Annotated in this window: 28 protein-coding genes; 21 read left to right on the top strand and 7 right to left on the bottom strand. The window is 73.1% G+C overall.

Going from position 1 to position 26328, the window contains the following annotated elements:
* Positions 1-12 precede the first annotated feature (12 nt).
* Genes WDZ95_RS08675 through WDZ95_RS08655 form a run of 5 tightly spaced genes read left to right on the top strand, consistent with a single transcriptional unit; the run spans position 13 to position 4076 of the window.
* Positions 13-1326 (top strand): DUF1800 domain-containing protein, encoded by a 1314-nt coding sequence (locus WDZ95_RS08675; protein WP_425777765.1) that lies wholly within the window; start codon positions 13-15, stop codon positions 1324-1326.
* A gap of 14 nt (positions 1327-1340) precedes the next feature.
* A complete protein-coding gene (locus WDZ95_RS08670) occupies positions 1341-2591 on the top strand; it encodes a DUF1501 domain-containing protein (protein ID WP_425777763.1) in 1251 nt (416 codons plus the stop codon).
* 20 nt (positions 2592-2611) lie between these two features.
* On the top strand, positions 2612-3073 hold the full coding sequence (locus WDZ95_RS08665; protein WP_425777762.1) for a DUF3106 domain-containing protein: 462 nt from the start codon (positions 2612-2614) through the stop codon (positions 3071-3073).
* Positions 3070-3747, top strand: coding sequence for an RNA polymerase sigma factor (locus WDZ95_RS08660; RefSeq protein WP_425777760.1), 678 nt, complete (start codon positions 3070-3072; stop codon positions 3745-3747). The genes WDZ95_RS08665 and WDZ95_RS08660 overlap by 4 nt, the downstream gene beginning before the upstream one ends.
* Entirely contained in the window at positions 3744-4076 is a 333-nt protein-coding gene (locus WDZ95_RS08655; RefSeq protein WP_425777758.1) for a hypothetical protein, read from the top strand. The genes WDZ95_RS08660 and WDZ95_RS08655 overlap by 4 nt, the downstream gene beginning before the upstream one ends.
* Positions 4077-4084: 8 nt before the next feature.
* Here WDZ95_RS08655 and WDZ95_RS08650 read toward each other — a convergent pair whose 3' ends face one another.
* Genes WDZ95_RS08650 through WDZ95_RS08640 form a run of 3 tightly spaced genes read right to left on the bottom strand, consistent with a single transcriptional unit; the run spans position 4085 to position 4876 of the window.
* Positions 4085-4285 (bottom strand): hypothetical protein, encoded by a 201-nt coding sequence (locus WDZ95_RS08650; protein ID WP_425777756.1) that lies wholly within the window; start codon positions 4283-4285, stop codon positions 4085-4087.
* Positions 4278-4568 (bottom strand): nucleotidyltransferase family protein, encoded by a 291-nt coding sequence (locus WDZ95_RS08645; RefSeq protein ID WP_425777754.1) that lies wholly within the window; start codon positions 4566-4568, stop codon positions 4278-4280. Before WDZ95_RS08645 ends, WDZ95_RS08650 begins: the two co-directional genes overlap by 8 nt.
* Positions 4569-4591: 23 nt before the next feature.
* On the bottom strand, positions 4592-4876 hold the full coding sequence (locus tag WDZ95_RS08640) for a cupin domain-containing protein (RefSeq protein WP_425777752.1): 285 nt from the start codon (positions 4874-4876) through the stop codon (positions 4592-4594).
* Positions 4877-4928: 52 nt separating this feature from the next.
* Here WDZ95_RS08640 and WDZ95_RS08635 point away from each other — a divergent pair, with 52 nt between their 5' ends.
* From WDZ95_RS08635 to WDZ95_RS08615, 5 genes are all read left to right on the top strand, one after another.
* The gene (locus tag WDZ95_RS08635) at positions 4929-5294 is read left to right on the top strand and encodes a YciI family protein (RefSeq protein ID WP_425777750.1); all 366 of its coding nucleotides are present in this window, start codon (positions 4929-4931) and stop codon (positions 5292-5294) included.
* A gap of 109 nt (positions 5295-5403) precedes the next feature.
* The gene (locus WDZ95_RS08630; RefSeq protein ID WP_425777748.1) at positions 5404-5814 is read left to right on the top strand and encodes a VOC family protein; all 411 of its coding nucleotides are present in this window, start codon (positions 5404-5406) and stop codon (positions 5812-5814) included.
* A 19-nt stretch (positions 5815-5833) separates the two neighbouring features.
* Positions 5834-7102, top strand: coding sequence for an RNA polymerase sigma factor (locus tag WDZ95_RS08625; RefSeq protein WP_425777746.1), 1269 nt, complete (start codon positions 5834-5836; stop codon positions 7100-7102).
* A 47-nt stretch (positions 7103-7149) separates the two neighbouring features.
* The gene (locus WDZ95_RS08620; protein ID WP_425777744.1) at positions 7150-7701 is read left to right on the top strand and encodes a phosphatase PAP2 family protein; all 552 of its coding nucleotides are present in this window, start codon (positions 7150-7152) and stop codon (positions 7699-7701) included.
* Positions 7702-7769: 68 nt separating this feature from the next.
* Complete coding sequence (locus WDZ95_RS08615) at positions 7770-8921, top strand: flavin-containing monooxygenase (RefSeq protein ID WP_425777742.1); 1152 nt, start codon at positions 7770-7772, stop codon at positions 8919-8921.
* A 37-nt stretch (positions 8922-8958) separates the two neighbouring features.
* Here WDZ95_RS08615 and WDZ95_RS08610 read toward each other — a convergent pair whose 3' ends face one another.
* Both WDZ95_RS08610 and WDZ95_RS08605 read right to left on the bottom strand, forming a co-directional pair.
* Positions 8959-11253 (bottom strand): DUF294 nucleotidyltransferase-like domain-containing protein, encoded by a 2295-nt coding sequence (locus tag WDZ95_RS08610; RefSeq protein ID WP_425777740.1) that lies wholly within the window; start codon positions 11251-11253, stop codon positions 8959-8961.
* 43 nt (positions 11254-11296) lie between these two features.
* Entirely contained in the window at positions 11297-11794 is a 498-nt protein-coding gene (locus WDZ95_RS08605; protein ID WP_425777738.1) for a type III secretion system chaperone, read from the bottom strand.
* 227 nt (positions 11795-12021) lie between these two features.
* Between WDZ95_RS08605 and egtB the strand changes: the two genes are divergently transcribed.
* The 11 genes from egtB to WDZ95_RS08550 all read left to right on the top strand — a co-directional run bounded on the left by egtB (position 12022) and on the right by WDZ95_RS08550 (position 24796).
* Positions 12022-13224 carry an ergothioneine biosynthesis protein EgtB gene (gene egtB, locus WDZ95_RS08600; protein WP_425777736.1) on the top strand — a complete coding sequence of 401 codons (1203 nt, stop codon included), beginning with the start codon at positions 12022-12024 and terminating at the stop codon, positions 13222-13224.
* A 13-nt stretch (positions 13225-13237) separates the two neighbouring features.
* Positions 13238-14266: an L-histidine N(alpha)-methyltransferase gene (gene egtD / locus WDZ95_RS08595; protein ID WP_425777734.1), complete on the top strand. Its 1029-nt coding sequence runs from the start codon at positions 13238-13240 to the stop codon at positions 14264-14266.
* 87 nt (positions 14267-14353) lie between these two features.
* Positions 14354-15031, top strand: coding sequence for a TetR/AcrR family transcriptional regulator (locus WDZ95_RS08590; RefSeq protein WP_425777732.1), 678 nt, complete (start codon positions 14354-14356; stop codon positions 15029-15031).
* Positions 15028-15915: an SDR family oxidoreductase gene (locus WDZ95_RS08585; RefSeq protein WP_425777730.1), complete on the top strand. Its 888-nt coding sequence runs from the start codon at positions 15028-15030 to the stop codon at positions 15913-15915. Before WDZ95_RS08590 ends, WDZ95_RS08585 begins: the two co-directional genes overlap by 4 nt.
* 11 nt (positions 15916-15926) lie before the next feature.
* On the top strand, positions 15927-17540 hold the full coding sequence (locus WDZ95_RS08580; RefSeq protein ID WP_425777728.1) for an acyl-CoA carboxylase subunit beta: 1614 nt from the start codon (positions 15927-15929) through the stop codon (positions 17538-17540).
* 50 nt (positions 17541-17590) lie between these two features.
* On the top strand, positions 17591-18763 hold the full coding sequence (locus WDZ95_RS08575) for an acyl-CoA dehydrogenase family protein (protein ID WP_425777726.1): 1173 nt from the start codon (positions 17591-17593) through the stop codon (positions 18761-18763).
* Positions 18760-19563, top strand: coding sequence for an enoyl-CoA hydratase/isomerase family protein (locus WDZ95_RS08570; RefSeq protein WP_425777724.1), 804 nt, complete (start codon positions 18760-18762; stop codon positions 19561-19563). Before WDZ95_RS08575 ends, WDZ95_RS08570 begins: the two co-directional genes overlap by 4 nt.
* Entirely contained in the window at positions 19560-21572 is a 2013-nt protein-coding gene (locus tag WDZ95_RS08565; protein ID WP_425777722.1) for an acetyl/propionyl/methylcrotonyl-CoA carboxylase subunit alpha, read from the top strand. The genes WDZ95_RS08570 and WDZ95_RS08565 overlap by 4 nt, the downstream gene beginning before the upstream one ends.
* A complete protein-coding gene (locus tag WDZ95_RS08560; protein WP_425777720.1) occupies positions 21569-22717 on the top strand; it encodes an acyl-CoA dehydrogenase family protein in 1149 nt (382 codons plus the stop codon). Before WDZ95_RS08565 ends, WDZ95_RS08560 begins: the two co-directional genes overlap by 4 nt.
* Positions 22714-23193 carry a thioesterase family protein gene (locus WDZ95_RS08555; protein WP_166227603.1) on the top strand — a complete coding sequence of 160 codons (480 nt, stop codon included), beginning with the start codon at positions 22714-22716 and terminating at the stop codon, positions 23191-23193. Before WDZ95_RS08560 ends, WDZ95_RS08555 begins: the two co-directional genes overlap by 4 nt.
* 31 nt (positions 23194-23224) lie before the next feature.
* The gene (locus WDZ95_RS08550; protein ID WP_425777718.1) at positions 23225-24796 is read left to right on the top strand and encodes an aldehyde dehydrogenase family protein; all 1572 of its coding nucleotides are present in this window, start codon (positions 23225-23227) and stop codon (positions 24794-24796) included.
* Here the strand turns inward: WDZ95_RS08550 and WDZ95_RS08545 are convergent.
* Both WDZ95_RS08545 and WDZ95_RS08540 read right to left on the bottom strand, forming a co-directional pair.
* Positions 24745-25452 (bottom strand): N-acetyltransferase, encoded by a 708-nt coding sequence (locus WDZ95_RS08545; protein WP_425777716.1) that lies wholly within the window; start codon positions 25450-25452, stop codon positions 24745-24747. The two genes, WDZ95_RS08550 and WDZ95_RS08545, sit on opposite strands and share 52 nt — an antisense overlap.
* On the bottom strand, positions 25449-26324 hold the full coding sequence (locus tag WDZ95_RS08540) for a hypothetical protein (RefSeq protein WP_425777714.1): 876 nt from the start codon (positions 26322-26324) through the stop codon (positions 25449-25451). Before WDZ95_RS08540 ends, WDZ95_RS08545 begins: the two co-directional genes overlap by 4 nt.
* Positions 26325-26328 lie beyond the last annotated feature (4 nt).

The raw sequence follows: 26328 nt of genomic DNA, 5'->3' as shown, positions 1-26328 counted from the left end.
GTTCAACCCGGCATGCAGACCCCCGCCCACGCCCCTGCGCTCGCGGCCCACCGCTTCGGTCTGGGCGAGGCCCGGCTCGACACCATCGGCCGCGACCCCCTGGCCTGGGTGCTCGGGCAATGGGCCGCGCCGCAGGCCTTCGACGCCAGCGGCCTGCCCGACGGGGCCGAGGCGCTGGCCCTCACGCGCGCCGCACTCCGCGCCGTGAACACCCCCGGCCCCAACAACGACCGCCAGGCCCTGGTGCAGGCCAACCAGCGCGCGCTGCAGCGGCGCTGGGCCCACATGGTCGGTACGGCCACGCCGGTGCACGAACGCTGGGTGCAGTTCTGGGCCAACCACCTCACCGTGGCCGCCACCAAGGGCGCCACGCTCGGCGTGGTGTGGCCCTACGAGCGCGAAGCCATCCGCCCGCACGTGGACGGGCGCTTCACCGCGTTGCTGCGCGCGGCCACGCTGCACCCGGCCATGCTGCTCTACCTCGACAACGCGCAGTCGGTGGGGCCGGGCTCGCCCGCGGGCCGGCGCCGCGAGCGCGGCCTCAACGAGAACCACGCGCGCGAACTGCTCGAACTGCACACCGTGGGCGTGCACGCGGGCTACACCCAGGCCGACGTGACCGAACTCGCGCGCCTGCTCACCGGCTGGACCGTGGAACCCGGCACCGGCGTCGCGCGTTTCGTGCCCGCGCGCCACGAGCCGGGCGACAAGCGCGTGATGGGCCGGCGCTACCCCGAAGGACCGCAGGCGCTCGACGCCGTGCTCGAAGACCTCGCCACGCACCCGGCCACGGCGCAGCACCTGGCGCAGCGCCTGGTGCGCCAGTTCGTGGCCGACACCCCGCCCGAGCCGCTGGTGCAGGCGGTGGCGCGCCGCTACGCCGACACCGGCGGCGACCTGCGCCAGACCGCGCGCGCCCTGTTCGATCACGAACTGGCCTGGCAGGCCCATGCGCCCGGCAAGGCGCGCACGCCCGAAGAGCTCCACATCGCGGCCCACCGACTGCTTGGCCGTCCCGTGGGCCCCGCGCAGCGCTGGAGCAACGCACTCGCCGCGCTCGGCCAGCCGCCGGGCCGCGCGCCCTCGCCCCAGGGCTGGCCCGACACCGAGGCCGACTGGCTGGGCGCCGACGCGCTGCGCCAGCGCGTGGCCTGGGCCGTGCAGCTCGGCGAGCAGGCCGGCGCGCAGACCGACGCCCGTGCGCTCGCGCGCGAGGCCTTCGGCGCCGCGCTCAGCGAGCGCACGCGCACCGAGATCGAACGCGCCGACAGCGGCGCGCAGGCCCTGGCCCTGCTGCTGGCCAGCCCCGAAATGCAACGCCGCTGAGACGGGTCGACGCCATGCACACCTCCTCTTCCTCCTCTCCGATCGGGCCGGCGGCCGCCGGCTGGTCGCGCAGGCGCTGGCTGCAGGGCCTGGGCGGCGCCACGCTCGCGGCCTCGGGCGCGCTGCGGCTGGCCTGGGCCCAGGGCCCGGGCGTGCGCGGCCGCTGCGTGGTGGTGATGCTGCGCGGTGCGCTCGACGGCCTGGCCGCGGTGCCGGCCCCGGGCGATCCGCAGTGGGCCGCGCTGCGCGGTCCCCTGGCCGACGAGGCCGAGGCCCCGCTCGCGCTCGACGGCTTCTTCGCCCTGCACCCGGCGCTGCGCGGCCTGCACGGCTGGTACGGCAGCGGCGAACTGCTGGTGGTGCACGCGGTTGCCAGCCCCTACCGCGAGCGCTCGCACTTCGACGCCCAGCAACTGCTCGAGAGCGGCGGCGAGCGCCCGTTCGCGCTCAGCACCGGCTGGATCGGCCGCGCCCTGCCGCCCGGCGCCGCGCGCGCGGTGGCGCTCGCCCCCGCCATGCCCCTGGCCCTGCGCGGCAGCGAAGACGCCACCACCTGGACCCCCACGCGCCGCGCCGCGCCCGACGACGACCTGGCCGCGCGCGTGGCGCGCCTTTACGCGCAGGACCCCGTGCTGGCCGCGCGCTGGCAGCAGGTGCGCGCGCTGCCCGCGGCCCCGCTGGCCGATGCGGCCGACATGGCCGGCGAGGGCGATGCCATGGCGCCCAACGCGCAGACCTCGGCCTCGCCGCGCGCGGTCGGGGCGGGCTTTGCCGCGCTGGCCACGCAGGCCGGCCGCTTCCTGGCCGAGCCGCAGGGGCCCGCCGTCGCCTGGCTCGAGCTCGGCGGCTGGGACACGCACACCCAGCAGGGCCCGCGCCTGCAGCGCCAGCTCGCCGCGCTCGATGGCGGCCTGCTCGCGCTGCGCGCCGCGCTCGGGCCGCTGTGGGCCGACACCACGGTGCTGGTGATGACCGAGTTCGGCCGCTCGGCGCGGCCCAATGGCAGTGGCGGCACCGACCACGGCACCGCGGGCGTGGCCTTCGTGGCGGGCGGTGCGGTGGCCGGCGGGCGCGTGCTCGCCGACTGGCCCGGCCTGGCGCCCGCGCAACTGCACGAGGGCCGCGACCTGCGGCCCACCACCGACCTGCGCAGCCTGCAGCGCGCCCTGCTCGCGCGCCACCTGGGCACCGACGAAACGCGCCTGTCGCGCGAGGTGTTGCCGGGCTCGCCCGCGAGCGCGCGCGGCCTGTGGCGCGAGGCCTGATGCCCGAGGCTTGCCGCCGCATGCGCCGCTTCACCGCCTTCTCTCGTGCCCTGTGGTCGGCCGCGCTCGCGCTGTGCCTGCAGGCCGGCCCGGCCCGCGCACAGGCCGGCCCGCCCGCCGTGCCCGACCCGCAGGAGTGGTCGCGCCTGACGCCGCAGCAGCAGGCGCAGCGCCGCGACGAGATCCAGCGCCGCCTGCAGACGGCCACGCCCGCGCAGCGCCAGGCCTTTCGCGAAGCGCTGCGCAACCGGCTGCAAAGCCTCACGCCCGAACAGCGCGAGCGCCTCGTGGACGCCACGCGCGAGCGCTGGAACGGCCTCACGCCCGCGCAGCGCGAATCCATCGCGGCCGAACGCCGCGCGCGCATCCAGGCCATGACGCCGGCCGAGCGGCGCGCGCTGCTGCGCGAGCGCCGCGCCCTGCTCGAATCCATGAGCCCCGAAGAACGCGCTGCGATGCGCGAGAAACTGCCGCTGCGATGAAGCCCTACCCGCTGACCGCTCCCGTGCCCGCCGTCCTGCGCCTGGCCGCCGTGGCCGCGGGCCGGCCGCCGCCGCTCGGGCTGTGCATGGCCAGCGTGGCCGCGCGCGCGCGGCGCGGTGCGCGCCGCCTGCTCGGCCTGCCCGCGAGCGGCTGGGACCTGTGGCACCAGGCCTGCGGCGGCGACCCGCGCGCCGCCGAAGCGCTGGTGCGCCAGCTCACGCCCACCGCGCTCGCGCTCGCGCGCCAGATGCTGGGTCGCGCCGAAGACGCCGAAGACGCGGTGCAGGACGCGTTTCTGCGGTTGTGGAGCGCCCAGGTCGACGACACGCGCGGCGCGCAGATCGGCACCTACTTCCACACCATCGTGCTCAACCGCTGCCGCAGCCAGCTCGTGCGGCGGCGCGAGCTCAGCACCGAGCCCGAAGCCCTCACCCAGCTGCAGGACGCCTTGCAGCCCGCCGCGCCCGAGCCCTGGCCCGACGCACCCGCGCTGCAGCAGGCCCTGCAGCGCCTGCCCGCGCGCCAGCGCATGGCCCTGGCGCTGTGGGCCTATGCCGATGCCGACGCCGACGCCATCGCGCGCGCCTTCGAGATCGACACCAACGCCGCCCACCAGCTGCTGCACCGCGCCAAGCGCAGCCTGCGCAGCGCGTGGCAGGAGGCCCGCGCATGAACACCCCCCGGGCCGAAGACGCCGCCCTGCGCCATGCGCTGCGCCAGGGCCTGGCGCACAACGCGGCCACCGACAGCGCGGCGCTGCAGGCGCGCGTGCTGGCCCAATGGCGGCAGCGGCACGCGCAGGCCCTGGGCGCGCACCAGGCCGTCACCGCGGGCGGGCCGCTGCCGCGCGGCGGTGCGCACCGCCCGCGACTGGCCTGGGTCGCCGGCGCCTTGCTGGTGGCGGTGGCGCTCGCGCTCACCTGGTCGCACCGGCCCGACCCCACGATCGACGAACTGCTGCAGCCCGACGTGCTGTCGCAGATCGGGCTGGGGGAGCTCTGAGGCGGGGCTCAGCCGATCGCCGAGCGCAGCGCCGTCAACTGCTCCCGCAAGGGCAGCAGCTCGAGGTTTCGCAGCGTGGCGTCGCGGCGCAGCGAATCGGACGAAAAGCCGGCGCGGTCAAGACCCGTGGTGTACGCGAGCGCCTTGCCGGTGAAGCCGATCATGTCGTCCAGGTAAAAGCGCCATTCGCGCCCGGCGGCCTCAGACATCCACGCGGTCCTTGTCGACATAGGGCCTGAGCTCGTCGCGCAGCGCTGTTTCGGTGACCAGGTCGACCCGTTGGCCGAGCAGATCTTCCAGGAAAAACTGGACCCCGAAATACCGTTGTGAGGTGGCGGGGCCATCGAAGCCCACGAGCACGTCGACGTCGCTGTCGGCGCGCGCGTTACCGCGCGCCGTGGAGCCGAACAAAGCCAGGCGCGCCACACCATAGCGGCGCGCCAGCTCCGGTTTGCTGCGAGACAGCAGGTTGATGGCTTGCTTGCGGTCCACGCCGGGACTGTAGCGCAGCCCGCTCAGCCCGGATTGCGCCGCGCCACCCAGTACACCGCGCCCTCGGCGCCATAGCGCTCCTCGTGCGGCACGTCGCGTTCGAGCGCGAAGGTGTCGCCCGGGCCCAGGTGGCGGGTGTTGCCCTGCACCGTGAGCCACATCTCGCCCTCCGTGACCACCGCGTCGGCATCGAACGGGTGGGTGTGCGTGGCCAGCACGGTGTGGGGCGCCCAGCGGCGTTCGATCACTTCGTCGAAGCCCCGGGCCAGGGCCTGTTCCTTGAAAGCGTTGAAGCGCGCGGTGTCCATGGCCGCGCATTCTGGGCCTACCATGCGCGGCTTCATATCCCGGGGAAACACCGTGTCGTACATGCTGCTCATCGTCGAACCCACCGGCCAGCGCGCCACCCGCACCGAGGCCCAGGGCCGCGAGGCCTATGCGCAGATGCAGGCCTTCGGCGAGTCGCTGCGGGCGCAGGGCAAGCTCAGCGCGGTGGCCTCGCTCGCCGGCCTGGGCGACGCGGTGCGCGTGAGCGAAGCGCCGGGCGCGCCGCGCCGGCTCGACGGCCCTTTCGCCGAGGCCAAGGAAATGGTGGGCGGCTTCTTTTTGCTCGACGGCGTCACGCGCGACGAGGCCATCGAACTCGCGCGCCGCTGCCCGGCCGCGCAGTGGGCCACGGTCGAGGTGAGGGCGCTCGCGCCGTGCTTCGACGAGAGCCGGGCCTGAGGGTTTTCCCGGGGGCCGGCGCTGTCGAAAGCGCGGGGCCCGGCGCGTCGTGTCGGTGTGCGCGGCACCCCCCTTGCCCGCGGCCCCCAACCCCATCCAGGAGAAGCCCATGCCGTCCAAGATCTTCGTCAACCTGCCCGTCAACGACCTGCCGCGCTCGCGCGCCTTCTACACCGGCCTGGGCTTCACGCTGAACCCCAAGTTCTCCAACGAGCAGGCCGCCTGCATCGTGATCAGCGAGCACGTGTACGTGATGCTGCTGGTCAAGCCCTTCTTCCAGACCTTCACCCACCTGCCCGTGGCCGACGTGTCCCAGGCCACCGCCGTGCTCAACGCGCTCGACTGCGCCAGCCGCGAGGAGGTGAAGGACCTGGTGGCCCGGGCCCTGAAGGCCGGCGGCACCACGCCCAACCCCGAGCAGGACCACGGCTTCATGTACCAGCACGGCTTCGCCGACCCCGACGGCCACCAGTGGGAGGTGTTCTACATGGACGAAGCCGCCGCACCCGCGCAGTTCTGAGTTGGTGTCACCATCGGGCATGCCCGATGCCCTCCATGAACGCGTCGCCGCCGTCTGGCGGCAGGAATCGGCCGCCGTGGTGGCGGCCGTGGCGCGCCGCGTGCGCGACCTCGGCGTGGCCGAAGACATCGCGCAGGACGCGCTGGTGGCCGCGCTCGAACACTGGCCGGTGGACGGCGTGCCCGACAAGCCCGGCGCCTGGCTGATGCGCGTGGCCATCAACCGCGCGCTCGACCACCTGCGCCAGCGCACCACGCGCGAGGGCCACGAGGCCGGCATCGCCGCCGACCTCCAGGCGCTGCAGGCCGATCGCGTGCCCGACGTGGCCGACACCGTGGACGCGCTGCGCCAGGACCCGATCGGCGACGACCTGCTGCGCCTGATCTTCACCGCCTGCCACCCCGTGCTCTCGGCCGACGCGCGCGTGGCGCTCACGCTCAAGCTGCTCGGCGGCCTGAGCACGCAGGACATCGCGCGCGCCATGCTGCAGACCGAGTCCGCGGTGGCGCAGCGCGTGGTGCGTGCGCAGCGCACGCTGCGCGAGGCCGGCGTGCCCTTCGAACTGCCCGCGCGCGGCGCGCTGGCCGAGCGCCTGGGCTCAGTGCTCGAGGTGATCTACCTGGTGTTCAACGAGGGCTACACCGCCACGCGCGGCGACGACTGGATGCGCCCCGCGCTGTGCGACGAAGCGCTGCGGCTGGCGCGCGTGCTGGCCGGTTTGATGCCGCAAGCGTCCGAGGTGGCGGGCCTGCTCGCGCTGCTCGAGATCCAGGCCTCGCGCCGGCCCGCGCGCACCGACGAACAGGGCCGTGCGGTGCTGCTCGAACAGCAGGACCGAAGCCGCTGGGATCGCGCGCAGATCGAGCGCGGGCTGCAGGCGCTGGCCCAGGCCGAAGCCCTCACGGCCACACGCGGGCCTTACCAGCTGCAGGCCGCCATTGCCGCCTGCCACGCGCGCGCCGCCAGCGCCGAGGCGACCGACTGGGCGCAGATGGCCGCGCTCTACGCCGAACTCGCGCGCGTGCAGCCCTCGCCCGTGGTCGAGCTCAACCGCGCGGTGGCGGTGGCGCGCCACGCCGGGCCGGCGGCTGGCCTGCAGGTGCTTGAACCGCTGCTGGCCGAGCCCGCGCTCGCGCGCTACCCCTGGCTGGCCGCGGTGCACGGCGACCTGCTCGAACGCCTCGGCCGGCGCGACGAGGCCCGCGCCGCCTTCGAGCGCGCGGCCGCGCTCACGCAGAACGCACAGGACCGCGCGCTCATGCGCGATCGCGCCGCCGCGCTCGCCTGACACCGGCGTTTCACGAAGATTTAACCTGCGCCGCCCACAGTGGCGGCATGCCGCTATCGCCGACCGCCGCTTTACCGCCCGCCAGCGCCTCGCCCTGGCTGCGGCTGGACATCCGCCTGTTCCGCCTGCTGCACGCGGGCCGGGGCCCGGCCGCACTGATGGGGTTTGCGCGCGCCCTGGCGCGCTGGAGCTGGCTGCCGCTGCTCGCGCTGGTGGCCTGGGTGTCGCTCGATCACCGCCTGGGCCCCGTGCTCGCGCTGCTCTGCCTGGCCTGGGCCGGCCTGGTGCAGCTCGCGGGCAAGCGGCTTGCGCGGCGCTGGCAGGCGCAGCGGCCGTTTGCGCTCGGGCTGTGCCCGAACCACCTGGGCCATGGCGGCCGCGCGGGCTTCCCGAGCAGCCATGCGCTCGTGATGGGCGCGGTGCTGGGCGCGCTGCTGCCGCACACGGCCAGCGGCGCGGCGCTCGCGGCCATGGCTGCGCTGGCCCTGGGCACGGGCTGGGCGCGCGTGCACACCGGCGCGCACTTCCCGCTCGATGTCATCGCGGGCCTGGCCATGGGCCTGGCCGCGGGCCTGGGCTTCGGTCTGCTGCTGGCCTGAGCCGCGCCCCGGGCCTGTGCGGCCCGGCTTGCGCGCGCGCCGTCGCGGCGGGCACACTCGCGGCCAACATGGCCGACACCGCTTCCACCACCCACGCGCCCGTGATCGTCATCGGCGCCGGCCCCGCGGGCCTGGCCGCTGCGGCCTGCCTGCAGCAGCGCGGCATCCACGCCACCGTGATCGAGCAGGCCCAGGCCGTGGGCGCCTCGTGGCGCAACCACTACGAACGGCTGCACCTGCACACGGTCAAGTCGCACTCGGCGCTGCCCGGCCTGCCGTTCCCGGCCGAGGCGCCGCGCTACGTGCCGCGCCAGGGCGTGGTCGATTACCTCGAGGCCTATGCGCAACACCACGGCATCGTGCCCGTGCGCGGCCAGACCGTGGTGCGCATCACCCACGAGGGCGGCGAATGGTGCGCCCATCTCGCGTCGGGCCAGGTGTTCGCGGCGCCGCAACTGGTGCTGGCCACGGGCGCCAACCGCGAGCCCCTGGTGCCGTTGTTGCCCGGTCAGCACCTGTTCGCGGGCCGCGTGCTGCACAGCCGCGATTACCGCAATGCCCAGGCCTTGCGCGGGCGGCGGGTGCTCGTGGTGGGCATGGGCAACACCGGCGCCGAGATCGCGCTCGACCTCGCCGAGCAGGGCGTGCCCGTGGCGCTGTCGGTGCGCTCGCCGGTGAACATCGTCAAGCGCGACGTGCTGGGGCGGCCCACGCAGCTCTCGAGCATTGCTTTGGCCCGGCTGCCCGAGCCCCTGGGCGACGCGCTGGCCTCGCTGCTGCGCCGGCTCACGGTGGGCGACCTGAGCCGTTGGGGTCTGCGCACGCCCCGGGCCTCGCCGCTGCGCCAGCTGCGCCGCGAGGGCAAGACGCCGATGATCGACATCGGCACGCTCGCGCGCATCCGCTCGGGCGAGATCGCGGTGTTCCCTGGCATCGCCGCGCTGCAGCGCGACCGCGTGCGCTTCCTCGACGGCCGCGAGCAGGCCTTCGACACCATCGTGCTCGCCACCGGCTACAGCGCGGGCCTGCCGGTGCTGTTCCCGCAGCACACCCTGCCGCTCGATGCACGCGGCCTGCCCACCGTGCTGCATGGCGAGGGCGCGCTGCAGGGCCTGCACTTCGTGGGCTTCGACATCCGCCAGCCCGGCGGGCTGCTGCGCACGATCGCCATGCAGGCCCCGCGCGTGGCCGATCGCATCGCGGCCGTATCAGCGGCCTGAGCGGGCCGGCCGATGCGGCCCCTGTCCGGCTCCGGGCTCAGGGGCGCCCGGAACGGCCGAGCTGGTGGGCGATGCTTTGTTCGAACGGCACCAGCAGATCGATGGCCTGGCGCAGTTCGGGGTGGTCCTCGAGCTGCACCGTGTCGACCGCGCTGGCGTTGCGCAGGTGCGCCTGCGTGCGCACGCGCGCGAGGATGTCGAAGGCCGTCATGAGGCGTTCGGCCTGATCGCGCCTGAGCACGCCGCGCTCGACCAGGGCCTGCACGCGCATGGCGGTGCTGTGCACCGGGCCGGCCATGCCGGCGGCCGCGTCGCTGTCGTGCACGCCGTGGGTCAGGCACAGGCTTTGAACCAGCATCATGGGCAGGCGCGAGAGCCGCTTCACGTTCACCTCCACGCCGTTCGCGTCGGCGCCCGGGTTGCCCAGGGCGATCTGCCGGCGCAGGACCGACGGCAGCATGTCACCGGGCGCCTCGAGCGCCTGGGTCAGCAGCCAGTTGCCCAGGCGAGAGCCCCGGGTCTGGCGGCCGTTCGTGTCGGCGCTGCGGTTCAGGTGCGCGCGCGTGGCCTCGTGAAAAGCGTTCGCCAGGGGCACGCCGTCTTGCCCTGCTTCGCCGTACAGCCACTCCGCGTTCGCGTACATGGTGAACATCTCCGGGTTCAGCGGTTCGCCGTCGGGTCCTGCTTTGAAGCCCAGTTTCACCAGATCGGCGGGCCGGCCGATGAAGGCCATCGGGTCCTTGTCGGGGGTCAGGCCCGCGGGATCCCAGTGCAGTTTTTCCGGCAGACCGTACAGGCCGAATTCGCCCAGAGCGGTCACGTAAAAGCGCATCAGGGTGGCGACGCGTTGCAGGTGGTCGCGCGCCGCGGCGACCTGTTCAGCTGTCAGATGGCCGGGCACCACGAAGGCAAACTCGATGTCGGAATAGGGCGAGGCTTCGCCGCGCGACGTCGAGCCCAGGGTCAAGGCCTCGAAGCGATGGGGCGGTTCGCCGAGCGCGCGCACCGCGTCTTCGATCAATCGGGCGGTGAAGCGGCGCATTTGGCTCGAGATGAACGCCTGCTGCTCGAGGCCGCTGACGCCGTGGCCCAGGTTTGCCGCCTGTGCGCGCAGTTGGAACAAGAGGTCGCGGTGCGTTTGCGTCGTGGGCGCGAACGCGTCGGCGCGCCCGCCCAGCGCAACCACGGCGCGCTGCTCCAGGCCGTCCAAGGCCCGGAAATCGGCATGTGCGGGGGCCAGGGCCAGCCGCGCGCACTCCGCCACCGCGGCCTTTTCGAGCAGCATCAGCCGGTCTTGCCGATCGTTCGTCCGGCCCGCCTGGGCGCTGTCCAGATCGCGCTTCAGGGCAAAGGCACCCGCCCGCTCGGCCTTGTTGAGGAGCCGGTAGAAGCCATCATCGGCGTGCAGCACCATGTCCACCAACTGCTGGGCGTGATCGGCGCGGGTCAGGGGCGGGTCCGAACCGGCATATGCGGCGTCCGCGCCGTCGGCCTGGGCCAGATCGGTGGCGACCGCCACCACGCGGGCCGCCACCCAGGCTTTGCGGTTGTCGTGAAGCACCGGGTTCTTCAGCAAGCGCTTGATGTCGTCTCTGACGGACAGCTGCTCGTTTGCCAGCGTCACCCACGGCCTTTGCAGCAGAAACCGCAGGCCGGCTTCGTCTTTCGCTGCGGCCCCGAAGACCTGGGCCTTGAAGGCGAAGCGAAGCGCCGTGGCGATTTCACTGTCGCCGATGTCGGCCCCCAGTTCGAGTTTGCTGCGAACGGCTTTTTGCACATGGGCCACGATGGCCTGGGACGCCTCGCTCAGAGGGTCCCTCAAGGTCTCTTCCAGCCGCTTTGCGAAGTCTTTCGTCTCCGCAGCCTCGAAAAGTTCGTTGATCAGTGCGAAAGCGCCCGTGTCCCCTTCGGACGGAAAGAACGCCGCCAATGGCTCCGCGCATCGATGGGCCACCACCACTTCCAGGTCTTGTTGGGCTTTGTTGCGCTCCAACACCGCCTGCTCGGCGAGGCCTGTGTAAACCCGCACATCGCTCGATGTCAGCGGCTTGCCCTCGTCCACGCCGATGCGGGCGCTCACCGCCCGCAGACCCGTCTGGCCGTAAGCCGCCTTGATCGCGTCGAGGAACAGCGTGGTCACCTGCCTGTTCTCGGCGGCGCGGCTGGCCGTGGATCCGCGCAGCCATTCGACCACGCGGCCCCCGAGGCTGCCCTTGTGGCGCGAGAGCACCGGCGCTGGCGGGGACTGGCGAGCGGACGGTTTGCCGCTGAGGCGAATGCGACCGGCACCCTGGCCGGCCCGCTGGATGAACTGCTGAAGATCGATGGGCATGGTGTGTTCTGGCATGAAAGAAGTGCAAGGGGCCGCGACGGGCTCAGGCGAACAGGGCCGGGGCCATGAAGCGGGGGGCGGCCGCGTCGGCGGACCGGGCCGGTTCATCGAGCCGCGCGCGCCAGGTCTGCGCCCGCGCCACGAAGCGCGACAGCGCCGCGGCCAGGTCCTCGCCGCTCAGGTCGTCGAGGAACAGGGCCGTGACCATCACGATCCGCCCCTCGGCCTTGTCGACCGCGAACACCATGCCGGTGGCGTCGATGACACCGTCCAGCGTGGCTTCGAGCAGGGCGCGGCCGGTGCCGGGCTTGAGCAGGCCCTCGGCCTCGGCCAGATAGCTCGACACCAGCAGGCGGTTGTGCGCGGGGTCGAGTTCGAGCGTGACCAGGGTGCCGTCCACCGACAGCGTGCAGCTGTCCTGCTCCAGTTGCAGGCCGGGGATGCCGATCGCCGCACCCAGTTCGGCCACCACGTGGTTGCCCTTCTTGAAGATGCTGCCGTCGAGGCAACGGCGGATGAATCGGCGGGCCGAGAACAGCATGGCGTGACTCCGGAGCGGTGCGCCGCGAATGGCGTGGATTTGGGTGAGGAGGCCGCCGGCCCCGGTTCCGCTGCGGGGCCAAGCCGTACGCCCTAGGGCATCCGCGGCGTGCCGGCCCGCCGGGGCCGGCGGGCGCCCGGGTGCGAATTTCGTAACCTTCCCCGCCTTGCATTGCGCGGCCAATACCCCCAGGATGCGGGGCCCGCCCGCCGCAACCGGAGCCGCCCATGCAACGCGACCCGTTCACCGACCTGGCCGCGCGCTACACCGAGGTGCGCGCCCGCAGCACGGCCCTGTGCGCGCCGCTCGCGCCCGAAGACCACGTGCCGCAGCCGGTGGCCGACGTGAGCCCGCCCAAGTGGCACCTGGCGCACACCACCTGGTTCTTCGAGGCCCTGCTGCTCACGCCCGCCTGGCCCGGCTACCGCGTGCACCACCCCGGCTACGGCTACCTGTTCAACAGCTATTACGAAGGTGAGGGCCCGCGCGTGCCGCGCGCGCAGCGCGGCACGCTGAGCCGGCCCACCGTGGCCGAGGTGCACGCCTACCGGGCCCACGTGGACGCCGCCGTGCAGGCCTGGCTGGCCACGCGGCCCACGCCCGAGTGGCTGGAGCGCCTCGAGCTCGGCCTGCAGCACGAGCAGCAGCACCAGGAACTGCTGCTCACCGACATCAAGTTCATCCTCGGTCACCAGCCGCTGCGCCCGGCCTATGCACGGGCCGACACCGGCGCCGTGGACCCGCAGCACGAACACGCGGCACAGGACGCCGGCCCGCTGCGCTGGATCGCGCACCCCGGCGGCGTGGTGGCCATCGGCCACGCGGGCCCGGGCTTCGCTTTCGACAACGAGGGCGCGCGCCACGAGGTGCTGCTGCAGCCCTTCGGCATCGCCAACCGCCTGGTGAGCAACGCCGAGTACGCCGCCTTCATCGAGTCCGGCGGTTACGAACGCGCGCAGCACTGGCATGCCGAGGGCTGGGACTGGCGCAGCGCCTCGGGCGAGCGCGCGCCCATGTACTGGTTCCGCGGCGAAGGCGGCGCGTGGTGGCACCAGACCCTGGCCGGCCCGCAGCCGCTGCCCGCCGATGCGCCCGTGACACACGTGAACTGGTACGAGGCCTGCGCCTACGCCGACTGGGCCGGCGCGCGGCTGCCCACCGAAGCCGAATGGGAGGCCGCGGCCACCGGCGCCGGCCTGCCCTGGGGCCGGCGCTGGGAATGGACCGCGAGCGCCTACGCGCCGTACCCGGGCTTCCGGCGCGCGACCGGCTCGGTGGGCGAGTACAACGGCAAGTTCATGGTGAATCAGCAGGTGCTGCGCGGCATGTCGTTTGCCACTCCCCCGGGCCACGCCCGCCCGAGCTACCGCAACTTCTTCCACCCGCCGCTGCGCTGGCAGTACACCGGCATCCGCCTGGCCCGATCCTGAACCCGAGGTGAGCATGAACCGCGCACGCCAAGCCCTTCGCCAACCCGTGGCCGCCATGCACCGCGTGCGCGAGGCCCCGGCCCAGCCCGCCCCCGCCCCACTGCCCGGCACGCTGGCCCACGACGCGCTCACGGGCCTGAGCGCCCAGCCCAAGCGGCTGCCCAGCAAGTACTTCTACGACACGCGCGGCTCGCGCCTGTTCGAGCAGATCATGCGGCTGCCCGGCTATTACCCCACGCGCGTCGAGGCCGCCTTGCTGCGCACGCACGCCGAGGCGCTGCTCGCCGAAGCCGCGCCGGGCGACGCGCCGATCGAACTGCTCGAACTCGGTTGCGGCGACGGCAGCAAAACGCTCACGCTGTGCCGCGCCTGGCTCAAGGCCGGCGCCACGCTGGTCTACCGGCCCATGGACATCTCGCCCCAGGCGCTCGATCGCCTGGGGGCCCGCATGGCGCGCCAGCTGCCGCTGCTGCCCGTGCGCCCCTTGTGCGGCGACTACTTCCAGACCTGGCCGATCCCGCAGGCGCACCGCCGCCAGGTGGCGCTGTTCCTGGGCAGCAACCTCGGCAACTTCACCGACGCCGAGGCCCACCGCTTCCTGCGCCGCGTGCGCGTGCACCTGCGGCCCGGCGACAGCCTGGTGCTGGGCCTGGACCTGCGCAAAGACCCCCACACCGTGCTCGCCGCCTACGACGACCCCGAGGGCGTCACCGCGGCCTTCAACCTCAACCTGCTCACGCGGCTCAACCGCGAGCTCGGCATGGACTTCGCGCCCGAGGCCTTCCGCCACTACGCGAGCTACTGCCCGCTGCAGGGCGTGGCGCGCAGCTACCTCGTGAGCCAGGCGCAGCAGACCGTGCACAGCCGCGTGCTCGGCCTCGCCTTTCATTTCGAGGCCGGCGAGGTGATCCACACCGAACAATCGCAGAAGTACGAACGCGCGGGCGTTCAGGCCATGGTCGAGGCCTGTGGCTTCGCCATGGGTGCGTGGATCGAGGACCGCGCGCTGCCGTACGCGCTGGTGGTGTGCCGGGCCGAATGAGGCCGAGCCGCCTCCGTGACAGCGCGGATTTGTTTTCACCAAGCAACCGCTTGCTAAAAATAAAGGCCGCTGCTATGTTTGCGGCCGATGGAGACAGCCCCCCCGGCCACCGAGCCCGATGAAGCGCCCGTGCGCCGCAGCCGCGGACGCCCGCGCAAGACCGCCAACGAGCGCGACGACGGCAACCGCCGCCAGGCGCTGTTGCGCGCGGCCGCGCGGCTGTTCCGCCAGCAGGGCTTCGACGCCACCAGCACGCGCGACATCGCGGCTGCGGTGGGCATGCGTTCGGGCTCGCCCTTCTACCACTTCGAAAACAAGGAAGCCCTGCTCGCCGCCGTGATGGAGGAGGGCATGCAGCGCGCGCTCGACCACCAGCGCGCGCGCATGGACGCCGCGGTGGCCGCGGCCACCGGCCCCCTGAGCGCGCGCGACTGCCTGCGCGTGCTGGTGCGCAGCCACTTCGACAACCTGCTCGGCCCCGAGAGCGACCACATCCCCGTGATGCTCTACGAATGGCGCGTGCTCTCCGACGGCCAGAAGCGCGCCGTGAACCGCCTGAAGGACGACTACGAGGCCGTGTGGGTGCCGGTGCTGCAGGCGCTGCAGCGCGAGGGCGCGCTCGGCGGCGACCTGCGCATCGCGCGGCTCATGCTGTTCGGCGCGCTCAACTGGGCCGCGCAGTGGTACGTGCCCGACGGCCGCGCCAGCCTCGACGACCTCACCGAGACCACGCTGCAACTGTTCCTCAAGGAGTCCCGCGCATGAACGCCGGCTACCGATCCGTGTTCCGTCCCGGCCTGTTCGCGGGCCAGCTCATCGTGGTCACGGGCGGGGGCTCGGGCATCGGGCGCTGCACCGCGCACGAGCTCGCCGCGCTCGGGGCGCACGTGGTGCTGGTGGGGCGCAAGCTCGACAAGCTGCAGACCGTGGCCGAGGAGATCGTGGTCGACGGCGGCCATGCGAGCTTTCACGCCTGCGACATCCGCCAGGAGGCCGAGGTGCAGGCCCTGGTCACGGCCATCGTGGTGGCGCACGGCCGCATCCACGGCCTGGTGAACAACGCGGGCGGTCAGTACATCAGCCCGCTCGAAAAAATCGGCGCCAAGGGCTGGCAGGCGGTGCTCGACACCAACCTCATGGGCGGCTTCCTGGTGGCGCGCGAGGTCTACCTGCAGTCCATGCAGGACCATGGCGGCAGCATCGTGAACATCGTGGCCGACATGTGGGGCAGCATGCCCGGCATGGGCCACAGCGGCGCGGCGCGCGCGGGCATGGTGAGCTTCACCGAGACCGCGGCGCTCGAATGGGCGCGCAGCGGCGTGCGCGTGAACGCGGTGGCGCCGGGCTACATCGCGTCCAGCGGCATGGACCACTACCCGCCCGAGGCCGGCCCCATGCTGCGCGAGATGCGCGAGACCGTGCCGCTGGGCCGCTTCGGCAACGAGGCCGAAACGGCCGCGGCCATCACCTTCCTGCTCTCGCCCGCGGCGAGCTTCGTGAGCGGCAGCGTGCTGCGCGTGGACGGCGCGCGCCCGCAGGTGCGCATGGGCTGGGGCGCGGTGGCCGCGCCCGCCGAGGCCCAGGGCCGCGACGCCGTCAAACCCTTCGACGGCTTCCACCGCTGCGTGACGCCCAAGGTGTTCCAGTGACGGCCGCCGCCATGCCCTTTGTCACCGCCTTCAACTCGCACGGCGAGGCCGCGCAGGCGCGCCGCGCCGCCATGCTCGAGCGCATCGCGCAGCTGCGCGCGCTCGAAGACCGCGCGGCCGCTGCCTCGGCGCAGAGCAAGCCGGTGTTCGACAAGCGCGGCCAGCTGCTGCCGCGCGAGCGCATCGCCCTGCTGCTCGACCCGGGCGCGCCCTGGCTGCCGCTGTGTTCGCTGGCCGGTTTCCTGCAGGACACGCGCGACCCCGCCAGGAGCGTGCCCGGCGGCGGCATGGTCGCGGGCATCGGCTTCATCGCGGGCGTGCGCTGCATGGTGGTGGCGAGCGACTCGGGCATCGAGGCCGGCGCGATCCAGCCGCGCGGGCTTGAGAAGATCCTGCGCGTGCAACAGATCGCGCTCGAGAACCGGCTGCCCTTCGTGCACCTGGTCGAGAGCGCGGGCGCCAACCTCACCAAGTACCAGGTCGAGGGCTTCGTGCACGGCGGCGCGCTGTTCCGAAACCTCGCGCGGCATTCGGCCGCGGGCCTGCCGGTGATCACCGTGCAGCACGGCTCGGGCACCGCGGGCGGCGCCTACATGCCGGGCCTGTCCGACGTGGTGGTGATGGTGCGCGGCCGCTCGCGCGCCTTCCTCGCGGGGCCGCCGCTGCTCAAGGCCGCCACCGGCGAGGTGGCCACCGAAGAGGAGCTGGGCGGGGCCGAGATGCACACCGGCGTGTCGGGCCTGGGCGAGTACCTGGCCGAAGACGACCGCGAGGCCCTGGGCCTGGCGCGGCGCATCGTCGACCAGCTGCGCGACGGCTTTGCGCGCCACGCCGCCCCCGCGTTCGCCGAGCCCGCGCTGCCCGCCGACGACCTGCTCGCGCTCATGCCCGCGCACCACCGCGAGCCGGTGGACATGCGCGAGATCATGGCGCGCGTGGCCGATGGCTCGGCGCTGATCGAATTCAAGCCGCTCTACGGCGCGGCCACGGTGTGCGCGCAGGCGCGCATCGGCGGCCACGCGGTGGGCCTCATCAGCAACAACGGACCGATCGACGTGGCCGGCGCCAACAAGGCCACGCACTTCATCCAGTGGATGTGCCAGCTCGGCCACCCCATCGTCTACCTGCAGAACACCACGGGCTACATGGTGGGCAAGGACAGCGAGCAGGGCGGCATGATCAAGCACGGCAGCAAGATGATCCAGGCCGTCACCGGCGCCACGGTGCCGCAGATCACCATCCAGTGCGGCGCGTCCTTTGGCGCCGGCAACTACGGCATGTGCGGGCGCGGCTTCGAGCCGCGCTTTTTGTTCAGCTGGCCCAACGCGCGCACCGCCGTCATGGGCGGCGAGCAGGCCGCGCGCACCATGCAGATCGTGGCCGAGGCCGGTCTGGCGCGCAAAGGCCTCACGCCCGATCCGGTGCAGATGCAGCAGCAGTTCGATCAGATCGTGCAGGTGTTCGAAAGCCAGGCCGACGCCTTCCACACCAGCGGCCTGGTGCTCGACGACGGCGTGATCGACCCGCGCGACACGCGCGCGGTGCTGGCCTTCTGCCTGGACACCTGCGCCGAGGCTGCGGCCCGCCGCCCCAACCCCCTGCCTTTCGGGGTGGCGCGCATGTAGCCGCCGCCCGGGTCCGCGTTGTTTGCCCATACCGACACAGGAGACCAGCCATGCAGTTCACGCACGAGCACCGCGAAATCCAGAAGACCCTCAAACGCTTCATCGACGACCACATCAACCCGCACGTGGACGAGTGGGAGGCGGCCGAGATGTTTCCCGCGCACGAGGTCTTCAAGGGCCTGGGCGACCTGGGCCTGCTGGGCCTGACCAAGCCCGAAGCGCACGGCGGCGCCGGCCTGGACTACAGCTACAGCGTGGCCATGGCCGAAACCCTGGGCCACATCCACTGTGGCGGCGTGCCCATGGCCATCGGCGTGCAGACCGACATGGCCACGCCCGCGCTCGCGCGCTTCGGCAGCGAGGAACTCAAGGCGCAGTTCCTCGCGCCCGCGATCCGCGGCGAGGCGGTGGGCGCCATCGGCGTGAGCGAGCCGGGTGCGGGCAGCGACGTGGCGGGCATCAAGACCCATGCGCGCAAGGACGGCGACGACTATGTGATCAGCGGCCAGAAGATGTGGATCACCAACAGCCTGCAGGCCGACTGGATCTGCCTGCTCGTGAACACCAGCGAAGGCCCGCAGCACAAGAACAAGAGCCTGGTGATGGTGCCGCTGCGCGAGAACGGCAAGACCGTCAAGGGCTTCGAGGTCGGCAAGAAGATCCGCAAGATCGGCATGCACAGCAGCGACACCGGCCTGCTGTACTTCGACGAGGTGCGCGTGCCGCAGCGCTACCGCATCGGCCAGGAGGGCGCGGGCTTCATCTACCAGATGCAGCAGTTCCAGGAAGAGCGGCTGTGGTGCGCGGCCAGCACCCTGCAAAGCCTCAACAACTGCATCGAATGGACCATCGAATGGGCGCAGGAGCGCAAGCTCTTCGGCGGCGCGCTGGCCGACCAGCAATGGGTGCAGTTCAAGCTCGCCGAGCTCAAGACCGAGGTGGAGGCGCTGCGCGCGCTCACCTACCTTTCGTGCGACCGCTACGTGGCCGGCGAGGACGTGACCGAGTGGGCCACCATGGCCAAGCTCAAGGCCGGCCGGCTCAACCGCCTGGTGCCCGACACCTGCCTGCAGTTCTGGGGCGGCATGGGCTTCACGCTCGAGAACAAGGTCTCGCGCATGTACCGCGACGGCCGCCTGGCCTCCATCGGCGGCGGCGCCGACGAGGTGATGCTGGGCATCCTGACCAAGATCATGGGCATCGCCAAGCGGCCGCTGAAATGAACCGGGCCGTGATCATCGAACGCGACGGCGCGGTGGAGCGCTGGACGCTCAACGACCCGGCCTCGCGCAACGCGCTCAGCGACGCCATGGTGGTGGCGCTGTACGGCGCCTGCCTGCGCGCGCGCGACGACCACACGCTGCGCGGCGTGGTGCTGCAGGGCCGCAGCGGTGCGTTCTGCGCGGGCGGCAGCCTGGGCGGCTTCGCGCACGCCATCGGCCAGCCGCTGCAGGCCGGCGAGACCGACCCGCTGATCGGCATGAACCGCGCGTATGGCGACCTGCTGCACGTGCTGAGCGCCTTGCCCCAGTGGCTGCTGTGCGTGGTCGACGGGCCCGCCATGGGCGGTGGCTTCGGCCTGGTGTGCTGCGCCGACCTCGTGCTCGCGAGTGAGCGCGCGAGCTTCGCCACGCCCGAGGTGACGCTGGGCCTGCCGCCCGCGCAGATTGCGCCCTTCGTGTGGCAGCGCCTGGGCGATGCGCTCGCGCGCCAATGCCTGCTCACGGGCGTGCGCTGGAGCGCGCGCGAGGCGCAGGCCGCGGGCCTGGTGAACACCGTGGTGGCCGACGACGCGCTGGACGCCGCGGTGACCGACACCCTCCACGCGCTCCACCGCGCCGCCCCCGGCGCCGTGGCCGCCACCAAGCAGTTGCTGCAGCGCCTGCGCGCCCCGGTGCCCGATCTGCGCGACGAGGCCGCGCTGGCCTTCGCGGCCGGCCTGCGCAGCGCCGAGGCCGCGCAGGGCCTCGCGGCTTTCGCGAAGAAGCAGCCTGCGCCCTGGACCCTGGGAGAGCCCTCGTGAAGCGCCTGCTGATCGCCAACCGCGGCGAGATCGCGCGCCGCGTGATCCGCACCGCGCGCCGCCTGGGCCTGGCCACCGTGGCCGTGCACAGCGGGCCCGACACGAACGCGCTGCACGTGCGCGAGGCCGACAGCGCGGTGGCGCTCGGCGGCGCGAGCTCGGCCGAGTCGTACCTGCGCACGGACAAGCTGATCGCCGCCGCGCGCGCCAGCGGGGCCGACGCGGTGCACCCGGGTTACGGCTTTCTGAGCGAGAACGCCGATTTCGCGCAGGCCGTGATCGACGCCGGCCTGACCTGGGTGGGCCCGCCGCCCGCGGCGATTCGCGCGCTGGGCAGCAAATCGGCCGCCAAGGCCCTGGCGCAGCAGCACGGCGTGCCCGTGCTGCCCGGCTACTTCGGCGCCGACCAGCGCGACGAGACCTTCGCGGCCGAGGCCGCGCGCATCGGCTACCCGGTGATGGTGAAGGCCGTGGCCGGCGGCGGCGGCCGCGGCATGCGCCTGGTGCGCGAGGCCGCGCAACTGCCGGCCGCGCTCGCGAGCGCGCGCGCCGAAGCGCTCGCGGGCTTCGGCAGCGCCGAGCTGCTGCTGGAGCGCGCCGTGCTGCGCCCGCGCCACGTGGAGGTGCAGGTTTTTGCCGACGCGCTGGGCCATTGCATCCACCTGGGCGAGCGCGACTGCTCGGTGCAGCGACGCCACCAGAAGATCATCGAAGAAGCGCCCAGCCCGGCGGTGACGCCCGCGCTGCGCGAGCGCCTGGGCGCGGCCGCGGTGGCGCTGGCACAGGCCGCGGGCTACCAGGGCGCGGGCACGGTCGAATTCCTGCTCGATGGCGAGGCGGGCGACGCCGCCGGGCCGCCCCAAGGCGGCGCAGCCCCCTCGGAGGGCAGCGACCCGCGCAGCGGCGGAACGTTGGGGCCACCGTTCTACCTGATGGAGATGAACACGCGGCTGCAGGTCGAACACCCGGTGACCGAGCTGCTCACCGGGCTCGATCTGGTCGAGTGGCAGATCCGCGTCGCGCGTGGCGAGCCGCTGCCGCTCGCCCAGGCCCAGGTTCGCTGGCAGGGCCATGCGATCGAGGTGCGCCTGTGCGCCGAAGACGAGCACTTCACGCCGCACACCGGCACGGTGCGCGCGTTCGCCGAGCCCGCGCTGAACGGTGGTGTGCGATTCGATCACGCGATCGAGACCGGCACCGAGGTGACCCCGCACTACGACGCCCTGCTGGGCAAGCTCATCGCGCACGCGCCCACGCGCGCCCAGGCCATCGAACGCCTGGCGCACGCGCTCGACACCACGCTGCTGCTGGGCCTGCCGAGCAACCGCGCCTTCCTCGCGGCCTGCCTGCGCCACCCGGTGTTCGGCGCGGGCGAGGCGCTGATTCCCTTTCTCGCCGAGCACGGCGATGCGTTGCGCGAAGGCCTTGCGCCGCCCGCCGACGCGGTGCTGGCCGGCGTGCTCGCCGCGGCTTTCGGCGCGGGCGCTGCCCAGGCCTTGCCGTGCCCGTTCGCGCGCCCGCTGCGCTGGCGGCATGGCGATGCGGTGCTGGACCTCTCGGTGCTCGAACAGGGCGAGGGCCGGCTGCAGGTGGCGTTGGGCGAGCGCCGCTGCGAGGCCCGCGTGACCGCGGACCGCGTGACGCTCGACGGCCTGGCCCAGGGTGTGCACGCGGTGGCGCTGGGCGGGGGCGCGTGGCAGGTGCAGGTGGGCCCGCACACCCTGGCGCTCACCGACCTGGGTTTTGCGCCGCGCGAGCGCGCGGGCGGCGCCAGCGCCGCGCGCGAGTTGCGCGCGCCCTTCAACGGCAAGCTCGTGGCCGTGCACGCCCAGCCGGGCGCGCGCGTGGCCAAGGGCGATGCGCTGCTCGCGATCGAGAGCATGAAGATCGAGCACCAGATCGCTGCGCCGCGCGACGGCGTGGTGGCCGCGGTGTCGGTCGCGCCAGGTCAGCAACTCGCGCCGGGGCAGTTGCTCATCACCTTCGCCGACGAGCAGGCCACCGCATGAACTGGACCGCCGAAGACACCACCGCGCTGCTCGACACCGTGGCGCGTTTCGCGCGCGAGGCGCTGGTGCCGCACGTGAACGACTGGGACGCCCAGGCCACCTTCCCGCGCGCGCTCTACCGCGAGGCCGCGCGCATCGGCCTGCCGGGCCTGGGCTACCCCGAGCACCTGGGCGGCACGCCCGCGCCCTGGCGCGCGCGCAACGCGGTGTCGCAGCTGCTCGCGCGGCGCACCGCGAGCGGCGGCCTGCTGGCCAGCCTGTTCAGCCACAACATCGGCCTGCCGCCCATCCTGCACCACGGCTCGGTCGAGCTGCAGGCCGAGGTGATCCCGCCCGTGTTGCGCGGCGAGCAGATCGCGGCGCTGGGCATCACCGAGCCCGGCGGCGGCAGCGACGTGGCCCGCCTGCGCACCACCGCGCGCCTCGATGGCGGCGACTACGTGATCGACGGCGAGAAGACCTTCATCACCTCGGGCCTGCGCTGCGACTGGATCACCCTGGCCGTGCGCACCGACCCGCTGAACCAGGGCGCGGGCGGCATCAGCCTGATCGCCGTGCCCTGCGACGCCCCCGGTCTCTCGCGCACCGCGCTGCACAAGATGGGTTGGCACGCGAGCGACACCGCGCACCTGCGCTTCGACGGCGTGCGCGTGCCCGCGCGCTGCCTGATCGGCCAAGCGCACCAGGGCTTTCGCATGATCATGGGCAACTTCAACGGCGAGCGCCTGGCCATGAGTGCGCTCGCGCTGGGCTTTGCCGAGGCCTGCCACGACGAGGCCCAGGCCTGGGCGCGCGAGCGCAAGACCTTCGGCCAGGCGTTGGTGGAGCACCAGGTGGTGCGCCACAAGCTCATGGACATGCGCATGCGCATCGCCTCCACCCAGCACTGGCTCGACGCGCTCGGCGACCGCGCCGACGCCGGCGACCACAGCCCCGACTGGGTGGGCCAGGTGTGCCTGCTCAAGAACCACAGCACCCAGGCCATGCAGGCCAACGCCGACGCCGCGGTGCAGATCCTCGGCGGCATGGGCTTCATGCGCGGCACCGCCAGCGAACGCATCTACCGCGAGGTGAAGGTGATGATGATCGGCGGCGGCGCCGAAGAGATCATGAAAGAACTGGCCGCCCGACAATTCGGTCCATGAGCACCAGAACGCCCCCCACCGCCTTCGAGCCCGAGTTCGTGCAGCGCCTCACCGAGCTGTTCGAACAGAAGATCGTTTTCAACACCGTGCTCGGCCTCAAGGTCACCGGCATCGCGCCCGAGCGCGTCAGCGGCCGCATCGAGATGCGGCGCGAGCTCATCGGCCACTATGGCCACAACCGCATCCACGGCGGCGTGATCAGCGCCTGCCTCGACGCGCTGGGCGGGCTGGCCGCCATGGCCGCCATGGGCGCGCGCCACATGGACGAAACCCCCGATCAGCGCATGCAGCGCTTCGGCAAGCTCGGCACCATCGACCTGCGCATCGACTACCTGCGGCCCGGCGTGGGCACGCATTTCGAGATGCAGGCCGAGGTGCTGCGCCTGGGCTCGCGCGTGGCGAGCACGCGCATGGAATTCCGCGCTGCCGACGGCAAGCTGCTGTCGGTGGGGGCGGGGGCCTACATCGTGAGTTGAACCCCAGGAGGGCCCGCGCGCGGGCGATGGCATGAGCGACTTCAAACTGACCTATTCCACGATGTTCGCGCCGCCGCCCGAGCTGCACCAGCGCTTCGACGCCGCGCTGGCGGCGGTGCGCCAACACCGGCTCGGCCAGACCCATGGCCTGTTCCTCGACGGCGCCTTCGTGCCGCGCGCGGCCACCATCGAACGCCACAACCCCGCGCGCCTGAGCGAGCTGCTGGGCCGTTTCGCGCTGGCCTCGGTGGACGATGTGGACCAGGCCGTGGCCGCCGCGCGCCGCGCCTGGCCCGCCTGGCGCGCCACGCCCTGGCCCGAGCGCGTGGCCCTGCTGCGCCGCGCCGCGCGCCTGGTCGACGAGCGCCTGTACGAGATGGCCGCCATCGTCTCGCTCGAGGTCGGCAAGACGCGCATGGAAGCCCTGGGCGAGGTGGCCGAGGTGAGCGCCTTCTTCGACATCTACGCGCAGCAGATGCAAGACCACGCCGGCTTCGACCACGCGCTGCCCAACGACCCGCTGCCCCACCTGGTGAGCCGCAACCGCAGCGTGATGAAGCCCTATGGCGTGTGGGCCGTGATCGCGCCCTTCAACTACCCGTTCGCGCTCGCGGGCGGGCCCACGGCTGCCGCGCTCATCACGGGCAACACCGTGGTGCTCAAGGGGTCGGTGGAGACGCCGTGGTCGGGCCTGCTGCTCGCGCAGTGCCTGAAGGACGCGGGCCTGCCCGATGGCGTGTTCAACGCCTTGGTGGGCGACGGCGGCACCGTGGGCGAGGCCCTGATGCGGCACGACGGCATCGGTGGCATCACCTTCACCGGCTCGTACGAGGTTGGCATGCGCATCTACCGCGCACAGGCGCAGCGCGCCTGGCCGAGGCCCTGCATCGCCGAGATGGGCGGCAAGAACGCGGCCATCGTCACCGCGCGTGCCGACCTCGACGTGGCCGCGCAGGGCATCGTGCGCTCGGCCTTCGGCATGTCGGGCCAGAAATGCTCGGCCCTCTCGCGCGTGTACGTGGACCGCACGGTGGCCGACGCGCTCATCGAACGCCTGCAAACCGCGGTGCAGGCCCTGGCCGTGGGCGAACCGCAGTTGCAGACCAGCTGGACCGGCCCCGTGGCCACGGCCGCCGCGGCCGCGCGCCACGCGGCCTGTGTGCGCGAGCTCAGCGGCCCGGGCGCGCGCATCGTGGCCCGCGGGCCCTTGCCCGCGGACGCGACCCAGGGCCATTACTGCGCGCCCGTGGTGGCCGAAGCCCCGCTGGACCACCCCTTGTGGCGCCGCGAGATGTTCGCGCCCCTGGTGATGATCGGCCGCGTGGACCACGCCGAACAGGCCATGGCCGAAGCCAACGCCAGCCCCTTCGGCCTCACCGCCGGCTTCTTCGGCGCCGAGGACGAGGTCGCCTGGTTCCTCGACCACATCGAAGCCGGCGTGACCTACGTGAACCGCCCGCTGGGCGCCACCACCGGCGCCTGGCCCGGCTACCAGCCCTTCGGCGGCTGGAAGGGCTCGGGCAGCACGGGCAAGGCGCTGGCCTCGTTCCACTATTTGCCGCAGTACATGCGGGAGCAGTCGCAGACGCGGATCGGGGGGTGATGGGGGCGGGCACAAGGCGCGGTTCGATGGGGCGTGGCCCCCACCGCCGCCCCGAACCGCCCCTCATCCCACCCCGCTCCCCACAACACCATCCGCGTGTGAAAGTCCTCCAGCACCGCTTCGCTCACCGCATCACCGAGCAGGGTCAAGCGCTTGTCCTGCAGCCGCACGAAGCGCAGCGGGTGGCGGCGGCCCAGCGATCGCCACAGCGCGTGTGCGCCCGGTGACTGCCGCGGTCCGCTGATGAGGCACATGCCTTGTTCCAGCGCCCAGCCGTACACCGCGCTCGCGATGCCGTGGCGGCGGTATTCGGGGGCGATCTTGGTGTGCGGGCTGCGCAGCACGCGGTCGGCGCGGCGGTCGAGTTCGATCAGGCGGTTGAACACGGTGTAGCCGGCCAGGCGCTGCAGGCCCGTGTCCTGCGCGTACACGTAGTGCTCGCCGTCGGCCTCGCGGTGGCGCAGCACCAGACCGCGCAGCGGCACGGGCAGCGTGGCGATACCGTGCAGGGTGTCGCCGGGCGTGCGCAGGCGCCGGCCGAGGCGGTGCAGGTCGTTGTGCACCTGCTCGCCGGGCAGCTCGACGTCGATACGCAGTTCCGCGGGCCGCTGCCAGCGGTTGAAGAAGCCGCGCGGGTCCAGGGCCCAGGCGGTCATAACGCGCCCTCCAGCCGCTCCTCGAACCAATGGCCGCTCAGCAGGTGCTCGGGCAATTGCGCGGCCACCACGCGCGCGCTGGTGGCCCAGTCTTCGCGCGGCACGCACAGGCCGGCGTACACGCCATAGCCATCGCCTGCGCGGATTTCGCCGCGCGCACTCAGGCTTTCGCCGGCGCGGATGGCCCCGCCCGCGGTGATCGCGCCGCCCGCCTTGATGCCCCAGCCCGCGTCGAGGTGGCGGCCGCAGTGCACCGCGTCGTCGCCCAGCAGGCCATCGCCCACGCGCACGCTGCCGTCGGCCTGCAGCACGCCGCGCACGCGCAGGCTGCGTTCGCAACGCAGGTCGCCGCGCACCATGAGCACACCGCCCACGCTGGCCTGCGCGCCCACCGCCAGCTCGCGCTGGCAGACCAGGTCGCGCGCCACGCGCAGGTGGTCGCGCACGCGCACGGGCCCGTCCACATGCAGCGCGCCGGCCTGCAGGTCGCCGCCGCTGTCCACGCTGGCGGCTTCCACCAGCCCGCCGGCCACGATGGCCTCGCCCGCGCCGAGCGCCGCGCCGGCGCGGATGTCGCCGCCCGCGCGCAGCGTGCCGCCCACGCGCACCAGGCCGCGCACGTCCACGCCCTGGCGCACCTGCACGCTGCCCGCGAACACCAGGGCCTCGCCCGCGAAGCTGTCGAGCTGCAGCACGGCCTGGGTGGGGCCGAACTGGGTGAGCAGCCAGCACGCGTCTTCCACGCGGCCGTCGGCCACGAGGGCGTCGAGCAGGGGCTGGTAGTCGTGGCCCTGCGGGTGGTGGCGCAGCAGCCAGCGAAAGCCGTCGGCGCAGGGGCCTTTGGCCTTGATGATCCGTTTGGAGAGTTCCATGCCG

Origin of the sequence: Hydrogenophaga sp. T2 (assembly GCF_049843535.1) — a bacterium.
In the GTDB taxonomy this organism is placed as follows: Bacteria; Pseudomonadota; Gammaproteobacteria; order Burkholderiales; family Burkholderiaceae_C; genus Hydrogenophaga; species Hydrogenophaga crocea.
The sequence above is the reverse complement of the archived record's forward strand: the minus strand, read 5'-3'. Positions and strand labels throughout refer to the sequence as shown.

Coding starts and splice junctions, on each gene's coding strand:
- WDZ95_RS08675 (WP_425777765.1), top strand. CDS start 13: ATGCAGACCCCCGCCCACGCCCCTGCGCTCGCGGCCCACCGCTTCGGT.
- WDZ95_RS08670 (WP_425777763.1), top strand. CDS start 1,341: ATGCACACCTCCTCTTCCTCCTCTCCGATCGGGCCGGCGGCCGCCGGC.
- WDZ95_RS08665 (WP_425777762.1), top strand. CDS start 2,612: ATGCGCCGCTTCACCGCCTTCTCTCGTGCCCTGTGGTCGGCCGCGCTC.
- WDZ95_RS08660 (WP_425777760.1), top strand. CDS start 3,070: ATGAAGCCCTACCCGCTGACCGCTCCCGTGCCCGCCGTCCTGCGCCTG.
- WDZ95_RS08655 (WP_425777758.1), top strand. CDS start 3,744: ATGAACACCCCCCGGGCCGAAGACGCCGCCCTGCGCCATGCGCTGCGC.
- WDZ95_RS08650 (WP_425777756.1), bottom strand. CDS start 4,285: ATGTCTGAGGCCGCCGGGCGCGAATGGCGCTTTTACCTGGACGACATG.
- WDZ95_RS08640 (WP_425777752.1), bottom strand. CDS start 4,876: ATGGACACCGCGCGCTTCAACGCTTTCAAGGAACAGGCCCTGGCCCGG.
- WDZ95_RS08630 (WP_425777748.1), top strand. CDS start 5,404: ATGCCGTCCAAGATCTTCGTCAACCTGCCCGTCAACGACCTGCCGCGC.
- WDZ95_RS08625 (WP_425777746.1), top strand. CDS start 5,834: ATGCCCGATGCCCTCCATGAACGCGTCGCCGCCGTCTGGCGGCAGGAA.
- WDZ95_RS08620 (WP_425777744.1), top strand. CDS start 7,150: ATGCCGCTATCGCCGACCGCCGCTTTACCGCCCGCCAGCGCCTCGCCC.
- WDZ95_RS08615 (WP_425777742.1), top strand. CDS start 7,770: ATGGCCGACACCGCTTCCACCACCCACGCGCCCGTGATCGTCATCGGC.
- WDZ95_RS08610 (WP_425777740.1), bottom strand. CDS start 11,253: ATGCCCATCGATCTTCAGCAGTTCATCCAGCGGGCCGGCCAGGGTGCC.
- WDZ95_RS08605 (WP_425777738.1), bottom strand. CDS start 11,794: ATGCTGTTCTCGGCCCGCCGATTCATCCGCCGTTGCCTCGACGGCAGC.
- egtB (WP_425777736.1), top strand. CDS start 12,022: ATGCAACGCGACCCGTTCACCGACCTGGCCGCGCGCTACACCGAGGTG.
- egtD (WP_425777734.1), top strand. CDS start 13,238: ATGAACCGCGCACGCCAAGCCCTTCGCCAACCCGTGGCCGCCATGCAC.
- WDZ95_RS08590 (WP_425777732.1), top strand. CDS start 14,354: ATGGAGACAGCCCCCCCGGCCACCGAGCCCGATGAAGCGCCCGTGCGC.
- WDZ95_RS08585 (WP_425777730.1), top strand. CDS start 15,028: ATGAACGCCGGCTACCGATCCGTGTTCCGTCCCGGCCTGTTCGCGGGC.
- WDZ95_RS08580 (WP_425777728.1), top strand. CDS start 15,927: ATGCCCTTTGTCACCGCCTTCAACTCGCACGGCGAGGCCGCGCAGGCG.
- WDZ95_RS08575 (WP_425777726.1), top strand. CDS start 17,591: ATGCAGTTCACGCACGAGCACCGCGAAATCCAGAAGACCCTCAAACGC.
- WDZ95_RS08570 (WP_425777724.1), top strand. CDS start 18,760: ATGAACCGGGCCGTGATCATCGAACGCGACGGCGCGGTGGAGCGCTGG.
- WDZ95_RS08560 (WP_425777720.1), top strand. CDS start 21,569: ATGAACTGGACCGCCGAAGACACCACCGCGCTGCTCGACACCGTGGCG.
- WDZ95_RS08555 (WP_166227603.1), top strand. CDS start 22,714: ATGAGCACCAGAACGCCCCCCACCGCCTTCGAGCCCGAGTTCGTGCAG.
- WDZ95_RS08550 (WP_425777718.1), top strand. CDS start 23,225: ATGAGCGACTTCAAACTGACCTATTCCACGATGTTCGCGCCGCCGCCC.
- WDZ95_RS08545 (WP_425777716.1), bottom strand. CDS start 25,452: ATGACCGCCTGGGCCCTGGACCCGCGCGGCTTCTTCAACCGCTGGCAG.
- WDZ95_RS08540 (WP_425777714.1), bottom strand. CDS start 26,324: ATGGAACTCTCCAAACGGATCATCAAGGCCAAAGGCCCCTGCGCCGAC.